The organism is Salmonella sp. HY31 (genome assembly GCF_042604575.1).
Classification (GTDB): Bacteria; Pseudomonadota; Gammaproteobacteria; order Enterobacterales; family Enterobacteriaceae; genus Salmonella; species Salmonella diarizonae.
In genome coordinates this window covers 3,487,295-3,502,966 of record NZ_CP170479.1, presented here as the reverse complement: position 1 = coordinate 3,502,966, position 15,672 = coordinate 3,487,295, and the positions used below count along the sequence as shown (strand labels likewise).

At 50.6% G+C, this 15,672-nt stretch carries 14 protein-coding genes and 1 other RNA gene; 6 read left to right on the top strand and 9 right to left on the bottom strand.

What is annotated here, in order from left to right; genetic code table 11:
• Window positions 1–40: 40 nt before the first annotated feature.
• Window positions 41–901 (bottom strand): acyl-CoA thioesterase II, encoded by an 861-nt coding sequence (gene tesB / locus ACE15A_RS16660; RefSeq protein WP_023246697.1) that lies wholly within the window; start codon window positions 899–901, stop codon window positions 41–43.
• A 214-nt stretch (window positions 902–1,115) separates the two neighbouring features.
• On the opposite strand from tesB, the gene ACE15A_RS16655 reads away from it, so the two are divergent.
• The gene (locus ACE15A_RS16655) at window positions 1,116–1,685 is read left to right on the top strand and encodes a YbaY family lipoprotein (RefSeq protein WP_000779808.1); all 570 of its coding nucleotides are present in this window, start codon (window positions 1,116–1,118) and stop codon (window positions 1,683–1,685) included.
• 32 nt (window positions 1,686–1,717) lie between these two features.
• On the opposite strand, the gene ACE15A_RS16650 is transcribed toward ACE15A_RS16655, so the two are convergent.
• The gene (locus tag ACE15A_RS16650) at window positions 1,718–2,107 is read right to left on the bottom strand and encodes an MGMT family protein (RefSeq protein ID WP_023246698.1); all 390 of its coding nucleotides are present in this window, start codon (window positions 2,105–2,107) and stop codon (window positions 1,718–1,720) included.
• Window positions 2,108–2,191: 84 nt separating this feature from the next.
• Here ACE15A_RS16650 and ffs point away from each other — a divergent pair.
• An RNA gene (gene ffs / locus ACE15A_RS16645) (signal recognition particle sRNA small type) lies at window positions 2,192–2,288 on the top strand.
• Between the two features lie 49 nt (window positions 2,289–2,337).
• Here the strand turns inward: ffs and ACE15A_RS16640 are convergent.
• The gene (locus ACE15A_RS16640; RefSeq protein ID WP_053508537.1) at window positions 2,338–3,888 is read right to left on the bottom strand and encodes an EAL domain-containing protein; all 1,551 of its coding nucleotides are present in this window, start codon (window positions 3,886–3,888) and stop codon (window positions 2,338–2,340) included.
• A 224-nt stretch (window positions 3,889–4,112) separates the two neighbouring features.
• Between ACE15A_RS16640 and ACE15A_RS16635 the strand changes: the two genes are divergently transcribed.
• Both ACE15A_RS16635 and ykgO read left to right on the top strand, forming a co-directional pair.
• The gene (locus ACE15A_RS16635) at window positions 4,113–4,373 is read left to right on the top strand and encodes a type B 50S ribosomal protein L31 (RefSeq protein ID WP_023182818.1); all 261 of its coding nucleotides are present in this window, start codon (window positions 4,113–4,115) and stop codon (window positions 4,371–4,373) included.
• 5 nt (window positions 4,374–4,378) lie between these two features.
• On the top strand, window positions 4,379–4,519 hold the full coding sequence (gene ykgO / locus ACE15A_RS16630; protein WP_001197749.1) for a type B 50S ribosomal protein L36: 141 nt from the start codon (window positions 4,379–4,381) through the stop codon (window positions 4,517–4,519).
• Window positions 4,520–4,573: 54 nt separating this feature from the next.
• Here the strand turns inward: ykgO and ACE15A_RS16625 are convergent, their stop codons facing one another.
• The 6 genes from ACE15A_RS16625 to acrA all read right to left on the bottom strand — a co-directional run bounded on the left by ACE15A_RS16625 (window position 4,574) and on the right by acrA (window position 11,375).
• A complete protein-coding gene (locus ACE15A_RS16625) occupies window positions 4,574–5,044 on the bottom strand; it encodes a YlaC family protein (protein WP_053508535.1) in 471 nt (156 codons plus the stop codon).
• Between the two features lie 116 nt (window positions 5,045–5,160).
• Window positions 5,161–5,712, bottom strand: a complete 552-nt coding sequence (maa, locus tag ACE15A_RS16620) for a maltose O-acetyltransferase (protein ID WP_053508533.1) — start codon at window positions 5,710–5,712, stop codon at window positions 5,161–5,163.
• Between the two features lie 179 nt (window positions 5,713–5,891).
• Window positions 5,892–6,110, bottom strand: a complete 219-nt coding sequence (locus ACE15A_RS16615; RefSeq protein ID WP_001280991.1) for an HHA domain-containing protein — start codon at window positions 6,108–6,110, stop codon at window positions 5,892–5,894.
• Window positions 6,111–6,137: 27 nt separating this feature from the next.
• On the bottom strand, window positions 6,138–6,512 hold the full coding sequence (tomB, locus tag ACE15A_RS16610; RefSeq protein ID WP_000344807.1) for an Hha toxicity modulator TomB: 375 nt from the start codon (window positions 6,510–6,512) through the stop codon (window positions 6,138–6,140).
• 497 nt (window positions 6,513–7,009) lie between these two features.
• Complete coding sequence (acrB, locus tag ACE15A_RS16605; RefSeq protein WP_023246702.1) at window positions 7,010–10,159, bottom strand: efflux RND transporter permease AcrB; 3,150 nt, start codon at window positions 10,157–10,159, stop codon at window positions 7,010–7,012.
• A 22-nt stretch (window positions 10,160–10,181) separates the two neighbouring features.
• Window positions 10,182–11,375, bottom strand: coding sequence for a multidrug efflux RND transporter periplasmic adaptor subunit AcrA (gene acrA / locus ACE15A_RS16600; RefSeq protein WP_023246703.1), 1,194 nt, complete (start codon window positions 11,373–11,375; stop codon window positions 10,182–10,184).
• Window positions 11,376–11,516: 141 nt separating this feature from the next.
• Between acrA and acrR the strand changes: the two genes are divergently transcribed.
• Both acrR and mscK read left to right on the top strand, forming a co-directional pair.
• Entirely contained in the window at window positions 11,517–12,170 is a 654-nt protein-coding gene (acrR, locus tag ACE15A_RS16595; protein WP_023246704.1) for a multidrug efflux transporter transcriptional repressor AcrR, read from the top strand.
• Window positions 12,171–12,288: 118 nt separating this feature from the next.
• A complete protein-coding gene (gene mscK, locus ACE15A_RS16590) occupies window positions 12,289–15,651 on the top strand; it encodes a mechanosensitive channel MscK (RefSeq protein WP_053508530.1) in 3,363 nt (1,120 codons plus the stop codon).
• Window positions 15,652–15,672: the final 21 nt, after the last annotated feature.

Below are 15,672 nucleotides of genomic sequence, written 5' to 3'. Positions count from 1 at the left end.
ATCGCCATCAGGCCATTAACGCCGGATAGCGGCATGTTTTTTAATTGTGATTACGCATCACCCCTTCCTGCACGGTCGAGGCGACCAGCGCGCCATCCTGAGTATAAAACTCGCCGCGAACAAAGCCCCGGGCGCTGGAGGCGGAAGTGCTCTCCACGCTATAAAGTAGCCATTCATTAAGATTGAACGGGCGATGGAACCACATAGAGTGATCGATAGTGGCGATCTGAATGCCCTTTTCCAGAAAACCGATGCCGTGAGGCTGAAGCGCGACGGGGAGGAAATTCAGGTCAGAGGCATATCCCAGTAAATATTGATGGACGCGAATGTCATCCGGAACGGTGCCGTTGGCGCGAATCCATACCTGACGGGTTGGCGCGGCGACGTGACCTTTTAACGGATTGTGAAATTCGACAGGACGAATCTCCAGGGGGCGATCGCAGAGAAACTTTTCTTTCAGAATCGGCGGCAGTAAATGCGCCAGCGACTGCGCGATTTCCGTTTCTGACGGTAGTCCTTCCGGCCCGGTTGCCGTCGGCATGGTTTTTTGATGTTCAAAACCCGGTTCCGGCGCCTGGAATGAGGCGGTCATGTAAAAGATGGGTTTCCCGTTCTGAATAGCGGCAACGCGGCGGGCGCTAAAACTATTTCCATCGCGCAGCACTTCAACGTCATAGATAATGGGTTTTTGACTATCGCCTGGTCGCAGAAAATAACTGTGGAATGAATGCACCAGTCGCTCTTCCGGCACCGTCTCTTTGGCGGCATATAACGCCTGGCCCACCACCTGACCGCCAAATACCTGACGCAGCCCTAAGTCTTCACTTTGGCCCCGAAAGAGTCCTTCTTCAATTTTTTCCAGATTCAACAATGTCAGCAAATTATTTAGCGTCTGACTCATACATGCTCTCCAGGTGACAACGATGCCGAAGCGAGGTAGGCCTGAGTATAACGCAATTTCGCAAGTGGTCCGATGGGTACAAAAGTCTGAATAACAGAGCAATTCCAGGCAAAAATGAGTGACCTGTGCCACACTTAATCACGTTATGTTTCTGTTAACCACTCTTCCGGCGGGGGGAAAGGCCTGCTGGTGCATTGATGATAAGGAGAATTGAATGAAACTCGTGCACATCGTAAGTGGTTTAGCGGTTGCGATATCTCTGGCGGCCTGCGCTGATAAAAGCGCTGATATCCAGACGCCTGCGCCAAACCCTAACATGTCGATTACAGCTAACCAGTCTACTATTCAGCAACCCAATGTTTCCGGTACCGTCTGGATCCGCCAGAAGGTCGCTCTGCCGCCAGATGCGGTGCTGACCGTAACGCTTTCTGATGCTTCTTTGGCTGATACACCGTCTAAGGTGCTGTCGCAAAAAGCGGTACGGACCGAAGGTAAACAGGCGCCTTTCAGTTTTGTGCTGCCGTTTAACCCATCAGATATTCAACCTAACGCACGTATTCTCCTGAGCGCGGCAATCACCGTTGACAATAAGCTGGTATTTATTACCGATAGCGTGAAACCGGTGATTAATAATGGCGGCACCAAAGCGGACCTGACGCTGGTACCGGTACAGCAAACGGCGGTGCCTGTTCAGGCCAGTGGTGGTGCGACGACGACGGTTCCATCGACTTCGCCGACCCAAGTCAATCCGTCTTCTGCCGTTCCTGCGCCTACCCAGTATTAATCCTGCGCCAACCCTCTCCGTAACGGAGAGGGTTAATACACCCAGCGATAGCGTTGTAAATCGATTTGCCCGCTCCCCGACACCACCACGCCTTCTGCCAGTAATGCCTGGCGTTGCCGTTGTAGATCCGGCCCGGTAAGTGATATCGCGCCGCGGCGGTTCACTACCCGATGCCATGGCAAAGTGCTGCCTTCCGGCAGACGTTTTAAAACTCCGCCGACCTGACGCGCCGCCCGAGGCGAACCGGCAAGCCGGGCGACATCGCCGTAGGTCGTGACAAAACCTTCCGGGATCGAGGCGACGATTTGCCAGACGCGCTGCGGAAATGTGTCCTGAATATCCATAATAGAATCCTGCATTAATGCTTCAGGATAATCTGGAATAAGGGGAGAGGAAAGCCCAGGTGCGCAAGAAACCAGCATCCAGCGCCTGATGGGTTGCAATTACACGGTATAGCAGTGATAATGCGCCTGCGCGTTGGTTCACAACGCTCTCAATGGGGGCTCTGTTGGTTCTCCCGCAACGCTACTCTGTTTACCAGGTCAGGTCCGGAAGGAAGCAGCCAAGGCAGATGACGCGTGTGCCGGGATGTAGCTGGCAGGGCCCCCACCCAATTCTGCCTCTCCACACTGTTCTTTTCTTCTGTGCGACGTTATAGCCGCTGTTCCGCCCAAAGAATAAATGCCGAGCCGGATAGCGGTTTACTGTATAACCAGCCCTGACCATAATGCACGCCATGCTGGCGTAGCCACTGTTCTTGTCTGGTCGTTTCGATACCTTCTGCGACCATTTTGAGTTTGAGCGTTTTTGCCATTTCAATAATATGCGGCGTGACGTTTTTATATTCCAGCGCATCGACAAAAGATTTATCAATTTTAAGGACATCCACATCCAGATTTTGTAAGTAGCTGAGGCTGGAATAGCCGGTGCCAAAGTCATCAATATAAATTGAATGCCCTGCGTTACGGTATCTGGCGACAATTGGCGCGCTGGTTTTCGGATCGGCGAACTCGCGTTCCGTTAACTCAAGCGCGATTTGCGACGGAGAAATTTGGCTACGGTTCAGCAGCGTGCTTAACAGCGCCGGGAGCGTTTCCGACGCCAGATCGGATGCCTCAAGATTGATCGAAATATGTTGCTCGGGATGGGACTTTAACCAACTCCCCATGTCTTCAAAAACGGTTTCGATGATTAGCCGGGTTAGCGGCTCCGTAAGTCCGGTTTGCTCAGCCAGCGCGATAAAAATTTCCGGTGAAAGGAAGGTGCCGTCCGCCTGTTGCCAACGAGCTAACGCTTCGGCGCCGACAATTTTCCCGCTGCTCAGGGAGACAATAGGCTGATAGTGTACGTTAATTTCGCGATTGTCTATCGCATCCTGGAGACGGTGGCGGGGCGACTGTAGCCGACGTAAAATACGCAGAATAAAGGCCGCGGCCAGCAGACCCGTTACGATGCCCGCCGGTAGCCAGATAAACGCCTGGCGATACCAGTTCTTTTCCTGCGGAGCGGTGGATGCCCAGCTTACGATAGTGATGCCCATTTCCGGAAGGGGGTGGATAGCGTACAGAATGCCTCGGTTTTCCAGCCGCAGGGGCGTCTCATGCTGAATCAGCGGAAGGATTGCGGGGTTAAGCTTACCGCTGCTGGCAACCACGGTATTACGCTCCCGACCAATAATGGCGACGTCAATCGGCCATGCTCCAAATGGAATCACATCGATAAAGGACGCCGGGTCGATCATCACGATATAGTTATCGCTACCGAGTGCCGCCATATAGCGTTTTATACCCAGATCGTTTTGCGCTGTAAACCAGGCGCGATAACCGTCCCGAGTGATTTTCATTGGCGGAGGGAAAGCGGGAATATGGCTCTCTTTTTCAAGTGAGGAGCAAACGGGAATCGTATTTTTAAGGTACAGAACTTCCTGAACATACCGAAAGCTATAAGACACGCGACGCATGGCGAGTAAATGAGCGCTGCTGCAGGGCTCGCCTTTAAAGGCGGCGATATGCGTTAACGCGGCTTTTGCCTGGTCACTGACCCTTTCTGTACGTAGCGCCACCCGGGACGAGAAGATATCCAGCTCTTCATTAAACCTTTTTTCAACTTGACGGTGCGCCAGCCACAGACTCAATCCTATCGGGAAAAGGACAGACAGGATAAGCACTCCCGTTACCAGGCTGACCAGATGTCGTGTTGTCACAGTGATGTCCTTATAAACACAGCGTAGATAAAGTATATCCGATCGCAAATCGCGCCCTCGAATGATAAAGCTATTCTATCGATTTTATAGATTCAGGAGCCAGACTAGCGCGTTACGCCACGTTGTTTTTGCCGCCAGGAAGAGATCGTGAATGTTTGCGGGTTGAAAAAAGATCGTTAATGGCGTACTGTATTGTTATGTTATAACATAATCATGAGAGTGCAATGAAACCTGATATCCATCCTGTGTACCGCACCGTCGTATTTCACGACACTAGCGCAAATGAATATGTGAAGGTGGGGTCAACTATCAAAACCGAACGTGAAATCGAACTGGACGGCGTAACGTATCCATATGTCACCATTGATGTGTCATCAAAATCACATCCTTTTTATACCGGTAAACAAAAAACGTTTGATAACGAAGGTAGCGCCGCGCGTTTCCAGAAACGTTTTGGTCATTTTATCGGCGCTAAACGGGGGTAAATGAAATGCAGGTGCTAAACTCACTTCGCAATGCAAAACAGCGGCATCCGGATTGCCAGATAGTGAAACGAAAAGGACGTTTATACGTGATTTGTAAAACAAATCCACGGTTTAAGGCGGTTCAGGGACGTAAAAAAAGACGTTAAAAGCCAACAGTTCGGGGAAAGCAGTGCGTACCAGGGAGGGTGCGCACTTTTTTATTATCGGCTTGCTTCTGCACGAGCCAGCGTAAAAATATCGTAGAAGGAAAGCTCGCCTTTACGGGCAACCATTTTTTGTAGCTGGACTTTATGCTCATTATCCACCTGTGGAGATTGAAGAATTGTCTCAATGAGCGTGGGGGGAACAAAGCGGGTGTTGTACCATTCGCCGTTGTAACAGACCCGGAGATCCAGCACGTCGATGTCGTCATAGTGATAACGCGGGGCGATGTCGAAAAAGAAAAAGCCATTAAATACGATAAATAGCACCACTAACAGCCACACTGACCCCACCAGCGTTTCTGATTGCAGCATGATCGCCAGCGTCGCAAACCAGGCGGCATACATCGCGATAAATAGCCCAGGATGCTTGCGGATAAAACTGATACTAAAACGCGGTCTGTTATCGCGTTTTTCACGGACGTTTAAGTCATCAATAGTTTCGCTAAGCAGGCGCTGTATCTCTGTCATCTTTTGCCTTCATGATTTCTGCGACATACGGGTAATAACAGCCCATTTTAAAGGGAGGCGTAACGTAAAAAAAGTAACAGATTAACCACGAATTAGCATAACAGTTGTCATTTTAACTACAATTTTTTAATAATCCGCGCCGGGTTTCCGCCTACCACGACATCTGGCGGTACGTTTTTTATCACCACAGCGCCTGAAGCGACGACGACGTTATCGCCGATGGTTACGCCCGGATTAATGACGGCTCGTCCACCTATCCAGACGTTATTTCCGATAGTAACAGGTTTGCCTAACTCTCTGCCGCTGTTGCGTTCGATGGCGTCCAGCGGATGCGTGGCAGTATAGATATGTACCCCTGGCGCGAGCATACAATTGTCGCCGATATGAATTGGGCAAACATCAAGCATGACGCAGTCGAAGTTAGCGTAAAAGGAGTGACCAAGAAAAATATTATAGCCATAGTCGCAGCGAAAAGAAGGCTCAATATAGGCGTCTTCGCTTCGGGCTAACAGATTGTCTAAAATTGCCTGACGCTTATTTATTTCATCAGGCGTAGTATGGTTGTATTGATGGATGAGTTGGCGCGCCCGCAGACGATCCTGGCATAAAGTTTCATCGGTCGGGCAATACAGCGCCCCAGCGATCATTTTTTGTTTTTCATCACTCACTGCGCGTTCCCCTTAGTGGATATTATCGTAATATAAGCGATAGTATATTATTAGAGGGAACGTTCCCTGATATTTGTATGTGATCTATGTCACTGTTATATAATAGTCCATTGTGTTATTAGCCAAAAACGAAGGGTCGGATAACACCTGAGTATTCCCTGAAAAGCAATGCCGAGTGATTAACGAATGAATTTCCATACTGAAGAGGGGATCTTGTCGTAAAGTTTGTTCATCGTCAATTCTGCAAGACGGTGATCCGCTGCTGAGTAAAATACAGCCAACTCATTATCGGACAGTTCATATTTATTTTTCTCAATGACGCGCTCCAGAGTGTCAATTGTCTGACAGCGCCGTAAACGCATCAAATAATCAGTTTTAGTTAATGGTTTATCAGACATAAATTCTACCTATGATTGTAATAATTTTTAACAAGACAAACTAACAGGATTGGCCCTGGTGGCGTTGACGAAACAGCGAAACAGGCGGTTGCCCGATTTACGCCATTTTTGCAAATCCTGCGTATTAATACCATAGCTGCTGAACAACATAAAGGTGTCGTCCAGGTATTCATCTATCTGCGCAATCAATTTATTGTCTTCATTGTACTTAATCTTATAATTAAGTGCGAAGGTTGCAATATGCTCTATCAGCTCATTGAGCTGGAGATTGACTGCTGAAGTCGGGTCATTAACCCAACCATGATTGCTTTCTTCAAGGTTTGCAAGACAGTCATGATACAGGGTTTCGCAAAGGAATTTAAGCTGTGCTATATCATGTCTTTTGGGTGAGTATTCGTCCATAATGCATCCCCTTTTTAGTGGCTTGAACTAACCGAACACCTTCGGGATGGATACAACTAACTAACCTGGTACTTCCCCACGTCACCTTATGATTTAACTATAATCTACTCTAAAAAACTTTTCATCGTCATATTACGAAAAATTACAATTGCGTGAAATCCGCTTACTGGCATACTTTTTCGAATGTTAACAGTCGGCGCCATATGCCTAAAAAGGGACCATTTTTAATGTTTGTGTAATCATTGGGTTAACGTTTTTTAGCTTTTCAGGCTAAAACAATAGTCACTGACAGGAGAAAATAGCCAGGAATATTCTTAATATTCCTTAATTAATGGCTGAATTAAGGAATTGCCGGGCTTCCTAAGAAAAGCCTTTAAAGCGGTAGGGACTATACGTTTTATTAATATGGCAAAAAATAAACAATCTAACAATAAGCGTATTTTATGATTTTTACGCAAAAAAAGGCCGCTTGCGCGGCCTTATCAACAATCAGTAGATCAGCGATGTTCTGTAGAATGGCTGTGCTCTATATCTTCGCTTTTACGGCTAAAGCGGCGGCGGACCACCACGAAGAAGACCGGTACGAAGAAAATAGCCAGTACGGTTGCCGTTACCATCCCGCCCAGTACGCCAGTACCTACCGCATTCTGAGCGCCGGAACCCGCGCCGGAACTGATAACCAGCGGCATAACCCCCAGCATGAATGCTAACGAGGTCATCAGAATCGGGCGCAAACGCATACGGACGGCCTCCAGCGTCGCTTCTACCAGACCTTTTCCTTCTTTATCCATTAAGTCTTTGGCGAATTCGACGATAAGTATCGCGTTCTTCGCCGACAACCCAATGGTTGTGAGCAGGCCCACCTGGAAGTAAACGTCGTTAGTCAGCCCGCGGAAGGTGGCGGCAAGCAGAGCGCCGATAACCCCAAGCGGCACGACCAGCATTACGGAGAACGGTATAGACCAGCTCTCATACAATGCCGCCAGACACAGGAAGACGACGATCAGCGAGATAGCATACAGGGCAGGGGCCTGGTTGCCGGACAATCGTTCCTGGTAGGACATCCCGGTCCAGTCATACCCGATGCCGGATGGCAGCTTGCTGGCCAGTTCTTCCATCATCGCCATCGCTTCACCGGTACTCTTACCTGGCGCCGCCTGACCCAGAATTTCCATCGAAGGCAGACCGTTATAGCGTTCCAGACGCGGCGAACCATATTCCCAGCGGGAAGAGGAGAATGCGGAGAACGGCACCATCTGACCATCGCTACCACGGACGTACCAGTCATTAATATCATCAGGCAACATGCGGTATTTCGCTTCGGACATCACGTAAACTTTTTTCACACGACCGCGATCGATAAAGTCGTTTACATAGCTGCCACCCCATGCTGCGCCCAACGTGGTATTAATGTCGCTAATGGACACGCCCAGCGCCTGAGCTTTTTCCTGGTCGATATCGATTTTGAACTGCGGCGTATCTTCCAGGCCGTTAGGTCGAACACCTACCAGCAGATCAGGATATTTCGCCACTTCGCCGAACAACTGATTACGCGCCTGGGTGAGTTTTTCATGGCCAAGGCCTGCCTGGTCAATCAACTCGAAGTCAAACCCGGTTGCGGTGCCCAGTTCAACAATCGCTGGCAGGTTAAAGGCGAAAACCATCGCATCTTTAATTTGTGAAAACGCTGCGGTTGCCCGTTGGGTAATCGCTTCAACCTTGTTTTCATCACCTGGACGATCGGCCCAGTCTTTTAACGATACGAACGCAATACCGGTATTTTGACCGCGTCCTGCAAAACCGAAGCCGTTGACGGCGAATACTGACTCAACGTTGGCTTTCTCTTTGTTCAGGTAGTAATCCGTGACCTCATCCAGCACTTTTTGCGTGCGTCCTTGCGTCGCGCCAGCAGGGAGCTGAACCATTGTCAGAAATACGCCCTGGTCTTCATCCGGCAAGAAAGAACTTGGCAGACGAACGAACAGATAAGCCATACCGACGACGATAATGAGATAGAGAAGCAGATAACGACCGGTGCTGCGCAGAATATTGCCTACGCTATCGGTGTAGTGATGCGTGCTCTTATCGAACAGGCGGTTAAACCAGCCGAAAAAGCCTTTTTTCTCTTCGCCGTGATCGCCTTTGGCGACGGGTTTGAGCATCGTGGCGCACAGCGCTGGCGTCAGGATCAGCGCAACCAGCACTGACAGCGCCATCGCCGATACGATGGTGATAGAGAACTGCCGATAAATCGCCCCGGTTGAGCCGCCAAAGAAGGCCATCGGAATAAATACCGCCGACAGTACCATCGCGATACCCACCAATGCGCCCTGAATCTGCCCCATTGATTTGCGCGTTGCTTCCTTCGGCGGAAGGCCTTCTTCCGTCATAACACGTTCAACGTTCTCGACCACCACGATGGCGTCATCCACCAGCAAGCCGATGGCGAGCACCATCCCGAACATCGTCAGAGTGTTTATCGAGAAACCGAAGGCCGCAAGCACGGCAAAGGTTCCCAACAACACTACCGGAACCGCAATGGTCGGAATCAACGTCGCACGGAAGTTCTGCAGGAACAGGTACATGACCAGGAACACGAGGATAATCGCTTCGACCAGCGTTTTTACCACTTCATGAATAGAGATTTTCACGAATGGCGTGGTGTCATACGGATAGACGATTTTCATCCCAGGCGGGAAGAACGGTTCCATTTTTTTCAGTTCGGCGCGAATAGCGGTAGCGGTATCCAGCGCGTTGGCGCCGGTAGCCAGTTTGATGCCAAGACCTGAAGCCGGCTGACCGTTAAATTTCGCGATGATGTCGTAGTTTTCGCCGCCAAGCTCAATTTTCGCTACATCCCGCAGACGAACCTGGGAGCCATCCTGATTCACCTTCAGCAGGATTTTGCCAAACTCATCCGTCGAGGTCAGACGCGTTTGGGCAATAATCGATGCGTTAAGCTGCTGGCCTTTTACTGGCGGCGTACCACCGAGCTGACCTGCTGCGACCTGGGCGTTCTGCGCTTTGATAGCGTTAATCACGTCGACTGGCGTTAGTTGGTATTTGGTCAGCTCTGTCGGATTCATCCAGATACGCATCGCGTACTGCGAACCAAATAGCTGAACGTCGCCCACCCCAGAAGTACGGCTGATCGGATCTTTCATATTGGCGGCAACATAATCCGAAATATCCTCCTGGGTCATGGTGCCGTCAGTGTTAATGACGCCCACTACCATCAGGAAGCTACTTGAGGATTTCTCAACGCTCACGCCCTGTTGCTGTACTTCCTGCGGAAGTAACGGCATTGCCAGTTGCAGTTTGTTCTGAACCTGAACCTGCGCGATGTCCGCATCGGTGCCGGATTCAAAGGTCAGCGTGATCTGCACGGTCCCCGTGGAGTCACTGTTTGAGGACATATACATCAGGTTATCGATACCGTTCATATTCTGTTCGATAACCTGCGTGACGGTATCCTGTACCGTTTTCGCATCAGCGCCAGGATAGGTCGCGGAGATCGTCACTGCTGGCGGCGCAATCGTTGGATATTGCGCTACCGGCAATTTGAGGATCGCGAGCCCCCCTGCCAACATGATGATGATGGCGATCACCCACGCAAATATAGGGCGATCGATAAAGAAATTAGGCATGTCTTAACGGCTCCTGTTTAAGTTAAGACCTGGGCTGAGCAGGTTGATCACCGCTTGCGGCTTGCTGTTTGTTATCCGCGGTAATTTCCTGCACTTTAACCTGTGCGCCAGGACGTACTTTTTGCAGCCCGCTGACGACTACGCGGTCGCCCGCTTTCAACCCGTCAGTCACCAGCCACTTATCGCCGATCGCCTGGTTTGCGACGATTTGGCGGGTTTCGACTTTGTTATCGGCGCCAACCACCAGCACCGTGGCATCGCCGCGTGGAGTACGGGTAACGCCCTGTTGTGGAACCAGTAATGCCGTCGGTTTTGTCCCTTCCTGCAGACGTGCGCGAACGAACATTCCTGGCAATAAGGTGTGATCCGGGTTAGGGAAGATGGCGCGCAAAGTAATAGATCCGGTGGTTTGGTCAACGGTAACGTCGGAGAATTCAAGTGTACCGGACTGTGGGAATTTGATACCGTCGCTGGTCACCAGGTCCACCTTCGCTTTGCCGTTTTCCTGTTTCAGCGAACCATTTGCCAGCTCCTGTTTCAGGCGCAGGAAGTCATTGCTGGACTGGGTCACATCCACATAGATAGGGTCTAGCTGCTGCACTGTCGCCAGCGCCGACGCCTGACCGTTCTGTACCAGCGCCCCTTCCGTTACGGACGACTTACCAATACGGCCGCTAATCGGTGAGGTAACTTTGGTATATGCCAGGTTGATACGTGCGGTTTCAACGGCGGCTTTTGCTGCGACAACGGCGGCAGTCGCTTGTTGCGCGTCGGCCAGCGCCTGATCGTATTCCTGCTTACTGATGTACTGCGTACCCAGCAGTTTTTGATAACGCTTCACCGTCAGTTCAGCGATATTCGCGGCGGCCTGTGCTTTTGCCAAATCGCCCTTGGCGCTGTCGTAAGTCGCCTGATAGGTCGCAGGATCAATCTGATAGAGAGAGACTCCCGCTTCGATATCACTTCCTTCAACGAAATTACGCTTCAGGATAATGCCGCTTACCTGTGGACGAACTTCGGCGATACGGTAAGCAACGGTACGACCCGGAAGTTCAGTTGTGATCTGCAGTGGTTCCGTTTTTAGCGTGACAACCCCAACTTCTGGCATCTGCTGGCCGCCTTGCTGGTCCTGTTTGTCGTCACATCCTGTTAGCGCTAAGCTGCCTGAGAGCATCAGAACGACCGCCAGAGGCGTTAACCCTCTGTTTTTGTTCATATGTAAACCTCGAGTGTCCGATTTCAAATTGGTCAATGGTCAAAGGTCCTTAAACCCATTGCTGCGTTTATATTATCGTCGTGCTATGGTACATACATCCGTAAATGTATGTAAATCTAACGCCTGTAAATTCACCGACATATGGCACGAAAAACCAAACAACAAGCGCTGGAAACACGACAACACATCCTGGATGTGGCCCTGCGCTTGTTCTCGCAGCAAGGCGTATCGGCGACCTCGCTGGCGGAGATTGCGAACGCTGCTGGCGTGACGCGCGGCGCAATCTATTGGCATTTCAAAAATAAGTCGGATTTATTCAGTGAGATCTGGGAGCTATCAGAATCCAATATTGGTGAGCTTGAGATTGAGTATCAGGCAAAATTCCCCGACGATCCACTATCTGTATTAAGAGAAATTTTAGTTCATGTTCTTGAAGCTACTGTAACAGAAGAACGACGCCGCTTATTGATGGAGATTATATTCCATAAATGTGAGTTTGTCGGAGAAATGGTTGTGGTTCAACAGGCGCAACGTAGCCTTTGTCTGGAAAGTTACGATCGGATAGAACAAACGTTAACACATTGTATTAATGCTAAAATGTTGCCTGAAAATCTGTTGACCCGTCGTGCGGCGATACTGATGCGCAGCTTTATTTCAGGGATTATGGAAAACTGGTTATTTGCCCCGCAATCATTTGATTTAAAAAAAGAAGCTCGCGCCTACGTCACCATCCTGCTGGAGATGTATCAACTGTGTCCGACCCTGCGAGCGTCGACGGTCAACGACACCCCCTGATACTATTCCAGGAAAACTCCTGGACGTTTTCTGTCTCGCTATTCTGTTTGTTACAGGCGTGATACTCTTGCGGCTTAATTATTTCCGCTCTGCTTGCCGGTTCAGACACTTCATTCTCATGACTATGTTGAAGCTTTATAAACGTTCACAGCATTTTGTTTTTATTACAATTAGCTTCCTTATTATCCTGCTGTCCTGTCAGTCTCTGGCGTTTGCACGGGGGCAAACGAATGGCGACCTGCCGTCAAAGGCGGATGTGCAAAACCAGTTGGATACGCTGAATAAGCAAAAAGATCTCTCCGCCCAGGATAAGCTCGTCCAGCAAGATCTTATTGATACGCTAGCCACGCTGGAGAAAATCGAGCGGATAAAAGATGAGACCGTACAACTGCGGCAGAAGGTGGCGCGGGCGCCTGAAAAAATGCGTCAGGCGACGGACGCGTTGAATGCGCTGAGCGATGTCGATAATGATGATGAAACGCGAAAAATGCTGAGTACGCTTTCGCTACGCCAGCTTGAACTGCGCGTGGCGCAGGTACTGGATGATTTGCAAAATTCGCAAAACGATCTTGCCGCTTATAACAGCCAGTTGGTTTCGTTACAGACCCAGCCGGAGCGCGTACAAAACGCCATGTATACCGCCTCACAGCAAATGCAGCAAATCCGTAACCGTCTGGACGGCAATAACGTCGGCGAGGCTGCGCTGCGCCCCAGCCAACAGGTGTTATTACAGGCGCAGCAGGCGCTGCTTAACGCGCAGATCGACCAGCAACGTAAGAGTCTCGAAGGGAATACTGTTTTGCAGGATACCTTGCAAAAACAGCGGGATTACGTGACGGCCAACAGTAATCGCCTTGAGCATCAGCTTCAACTTTTACAGGAGGCGGTCAACAGTAAACGACTTACGCTAACGGAAAAAACGGCCCAGGAGGCCATTTCGCCGGACGAAACGGCGCGTATCCAGGAAAACCCGCTGGTAAAGCAGGCGCTGGATATTAACCATCAACTAAGCCAGCGTCTGATTGTCGCGACCGAAAATGGCAATATGTTGATGCAGCAAAATATTAAAGTGAAAAACTGGCTCGATCGCGCGCTGCAGTCGGAAAGAAATATCAAAGAACAGATTGCCGTCTTAAAAGGCAGCCTGTTGCTGTCGCGTATTCTTTACCAGCAGCAGCAAACCCTGCCCTCTGCCGATGAACTCGAAGACATGACCAACCGCATTGCGGATTTGCGCCTGGAACAGTTTGAAGTCAACCAGCAGCGTGATGCCTTATTCCAAAGCGATGCCTTTGTCGACAAGCTGGAAGAGGGGCATACCAGCGAGGTGAATGATGAAGTTCACGATGCGTTGCTTCAGGTAGTGGAGATGCGCCGTGAGCTGTTGGATCAGCTAAATAAACAGTTGGGTAACCAGCTGATGATGGCAATTAACCTGCAGATTAATCAGCAGCAGTTAATGAGCGTCTCGAAAAATCTGAAAGCCATTCTGACGCAGCAGATTTTTTGGGTGAACAGTAACCGCCCCATGGACTGGGACTGGCTTAAAGCATTCCCCCAAACGTTAAAAGATCAGTTCAGCGCCATGAAAGTCACGGTGAACTGGCAAAAAGCCTGGCCCGCGGTATTTATTGCTTTTTTGGCCGGATTGCCGCTCTTGCTTATCGCCGGTTTAATTCGCTGGCGCCTGAAATGGTTAAAAGCGTATCAACAGAAGCTGGCCGCCGCCGTGGGGTCGTTGCGTAACGATAGTCAACTCAACACGCCGAAAGCTATTTTGATCGATCTGATCCGCGCGCTGCCGGTGTGCCTGATTATCCTCGCGCTTGGACTGATCCTGTTGACCATGCAGTTAAATATCAGCGATCTGCTCTGGGCCTTTAGCAAGAAGCTCGCGCTGTTCTGGCTGGTATTTGGGCTGTGCTGGAAGGTTCTGGAAAAAGAGGGCGTGGCGATACGCCATTTTGGTATGCCGACGCAGTTGACCAGCCACTGGCGTCGCCAGATTGTACGCATTAGCCTCGCATTGCTGCCGCTGCATTTTTGGTCTGTGGTGGCGGAACTGTCGCCGCTGAACCTGATGGATGACGTGCTGGGGCAGGCAGTTATTTTTCTCAACCTGTTGTTGATAACGTTGCTGGTGTGGCCGCTGTGTCGGGAAAGCTGGCGCGATAAAGAATCTCACGGCATTCGACTGGTGACCGTGACGATTCTTTCCATCATTCCGGTAGCGTTAATGGTATTAACGGCGACTGGCTATTTCTATACCACGCTGCGCCTGGCGGGGCGCTGGATTGAAACCGTCTATCTGGTCATTATCTGGAACCTGCTTTATCAAACGGTGCTGCGTGGATTAAGCGTAGCGGCGCGCCGGATTGCCTGGCGCCGCGCACTGGCTCGCCGTCAAAACCTGGTTAAAGAGGGAGCGGAAGGTGCGGAGCCACAGGAAGAACCCACCATCGCGCTGGAGCAAATTAACCAGCAAACGTTACGTATCACGATGCTGCTGATGATTGCCCTGTTCGGCGTTATGTTCTGGGCGATTTGGTCCGATCTGATCACTGTATTCAGCTATCTTGATAGCATCACGCTGTGGCACTACAACGGCTCCGAAGCTGGCGCTGCGGTGGTGAAAAGCGTAACGATGGGCAGCTTGTTATTCGCCATTATCGCTGCGATGGTGGCCTGGGCGCTCATCCGCAACTTACCCGGTCTGCTGGAAGTGCTGGTGCTTTCACGCCTGAATATGCGCCAGGGCGCCTCGTATGCGATCACCACGATCCTTAACTACATCATTATCGCTGTTGGCGCGATGACGGTATTCGGATCGCTTGGCGTCTCATGGGATAAACTCCAGTGGCTGGCGGCGGCGTTGTCGGTGGGTCTCGGCTTTGGGCTACAGGAGATCTTCGGTAACTTTGTCTCGGGTTTAATCATCCTCTTCGAACGTCCGGTACGCATTGGCGATACGGTAACGATCGGCACCTACTCCGGCACGGTCAGTAAGATTCGTATTCGTGCCACCACTATTACCGATTTTGATCGTAAAGAGGTGATCATTCCGAACAAAGCGTTCGTGACGGAGCGGCTGATTAACTGGTCCCTGTCCGATACCACGACCCGTTTGGTGATCCGGCTTGGCGTGGCCTATGGTTCGGATCTGGAGAAAGTGAAAAAAGTCCTGCTACAGGCGGCGATGGAACATCCGAAGGTGATGCACGATCCGGAACCTGCCGTATTCTTCACCACCTTTGGCGCCAGTACGCTGGATCATGAACTGCGTCTGTATGTGCGTGAATTGCGCGATCGTAGCCATACGGTGGATGAACTGAACCGCGCGATCGATCGACTGTGCCGCGAAAATGATATCAATATCGCCTTTAACCAGCTTGAGGTGCATCTGCACAACGCGAAGGGCGATGAAGTCACGGAAGTGAAGCGCGATCTCAACGGCGGCGATCTGGCGTCGGCGGCAAGCTAAAAGGCGATGGGCCGCGCGCTT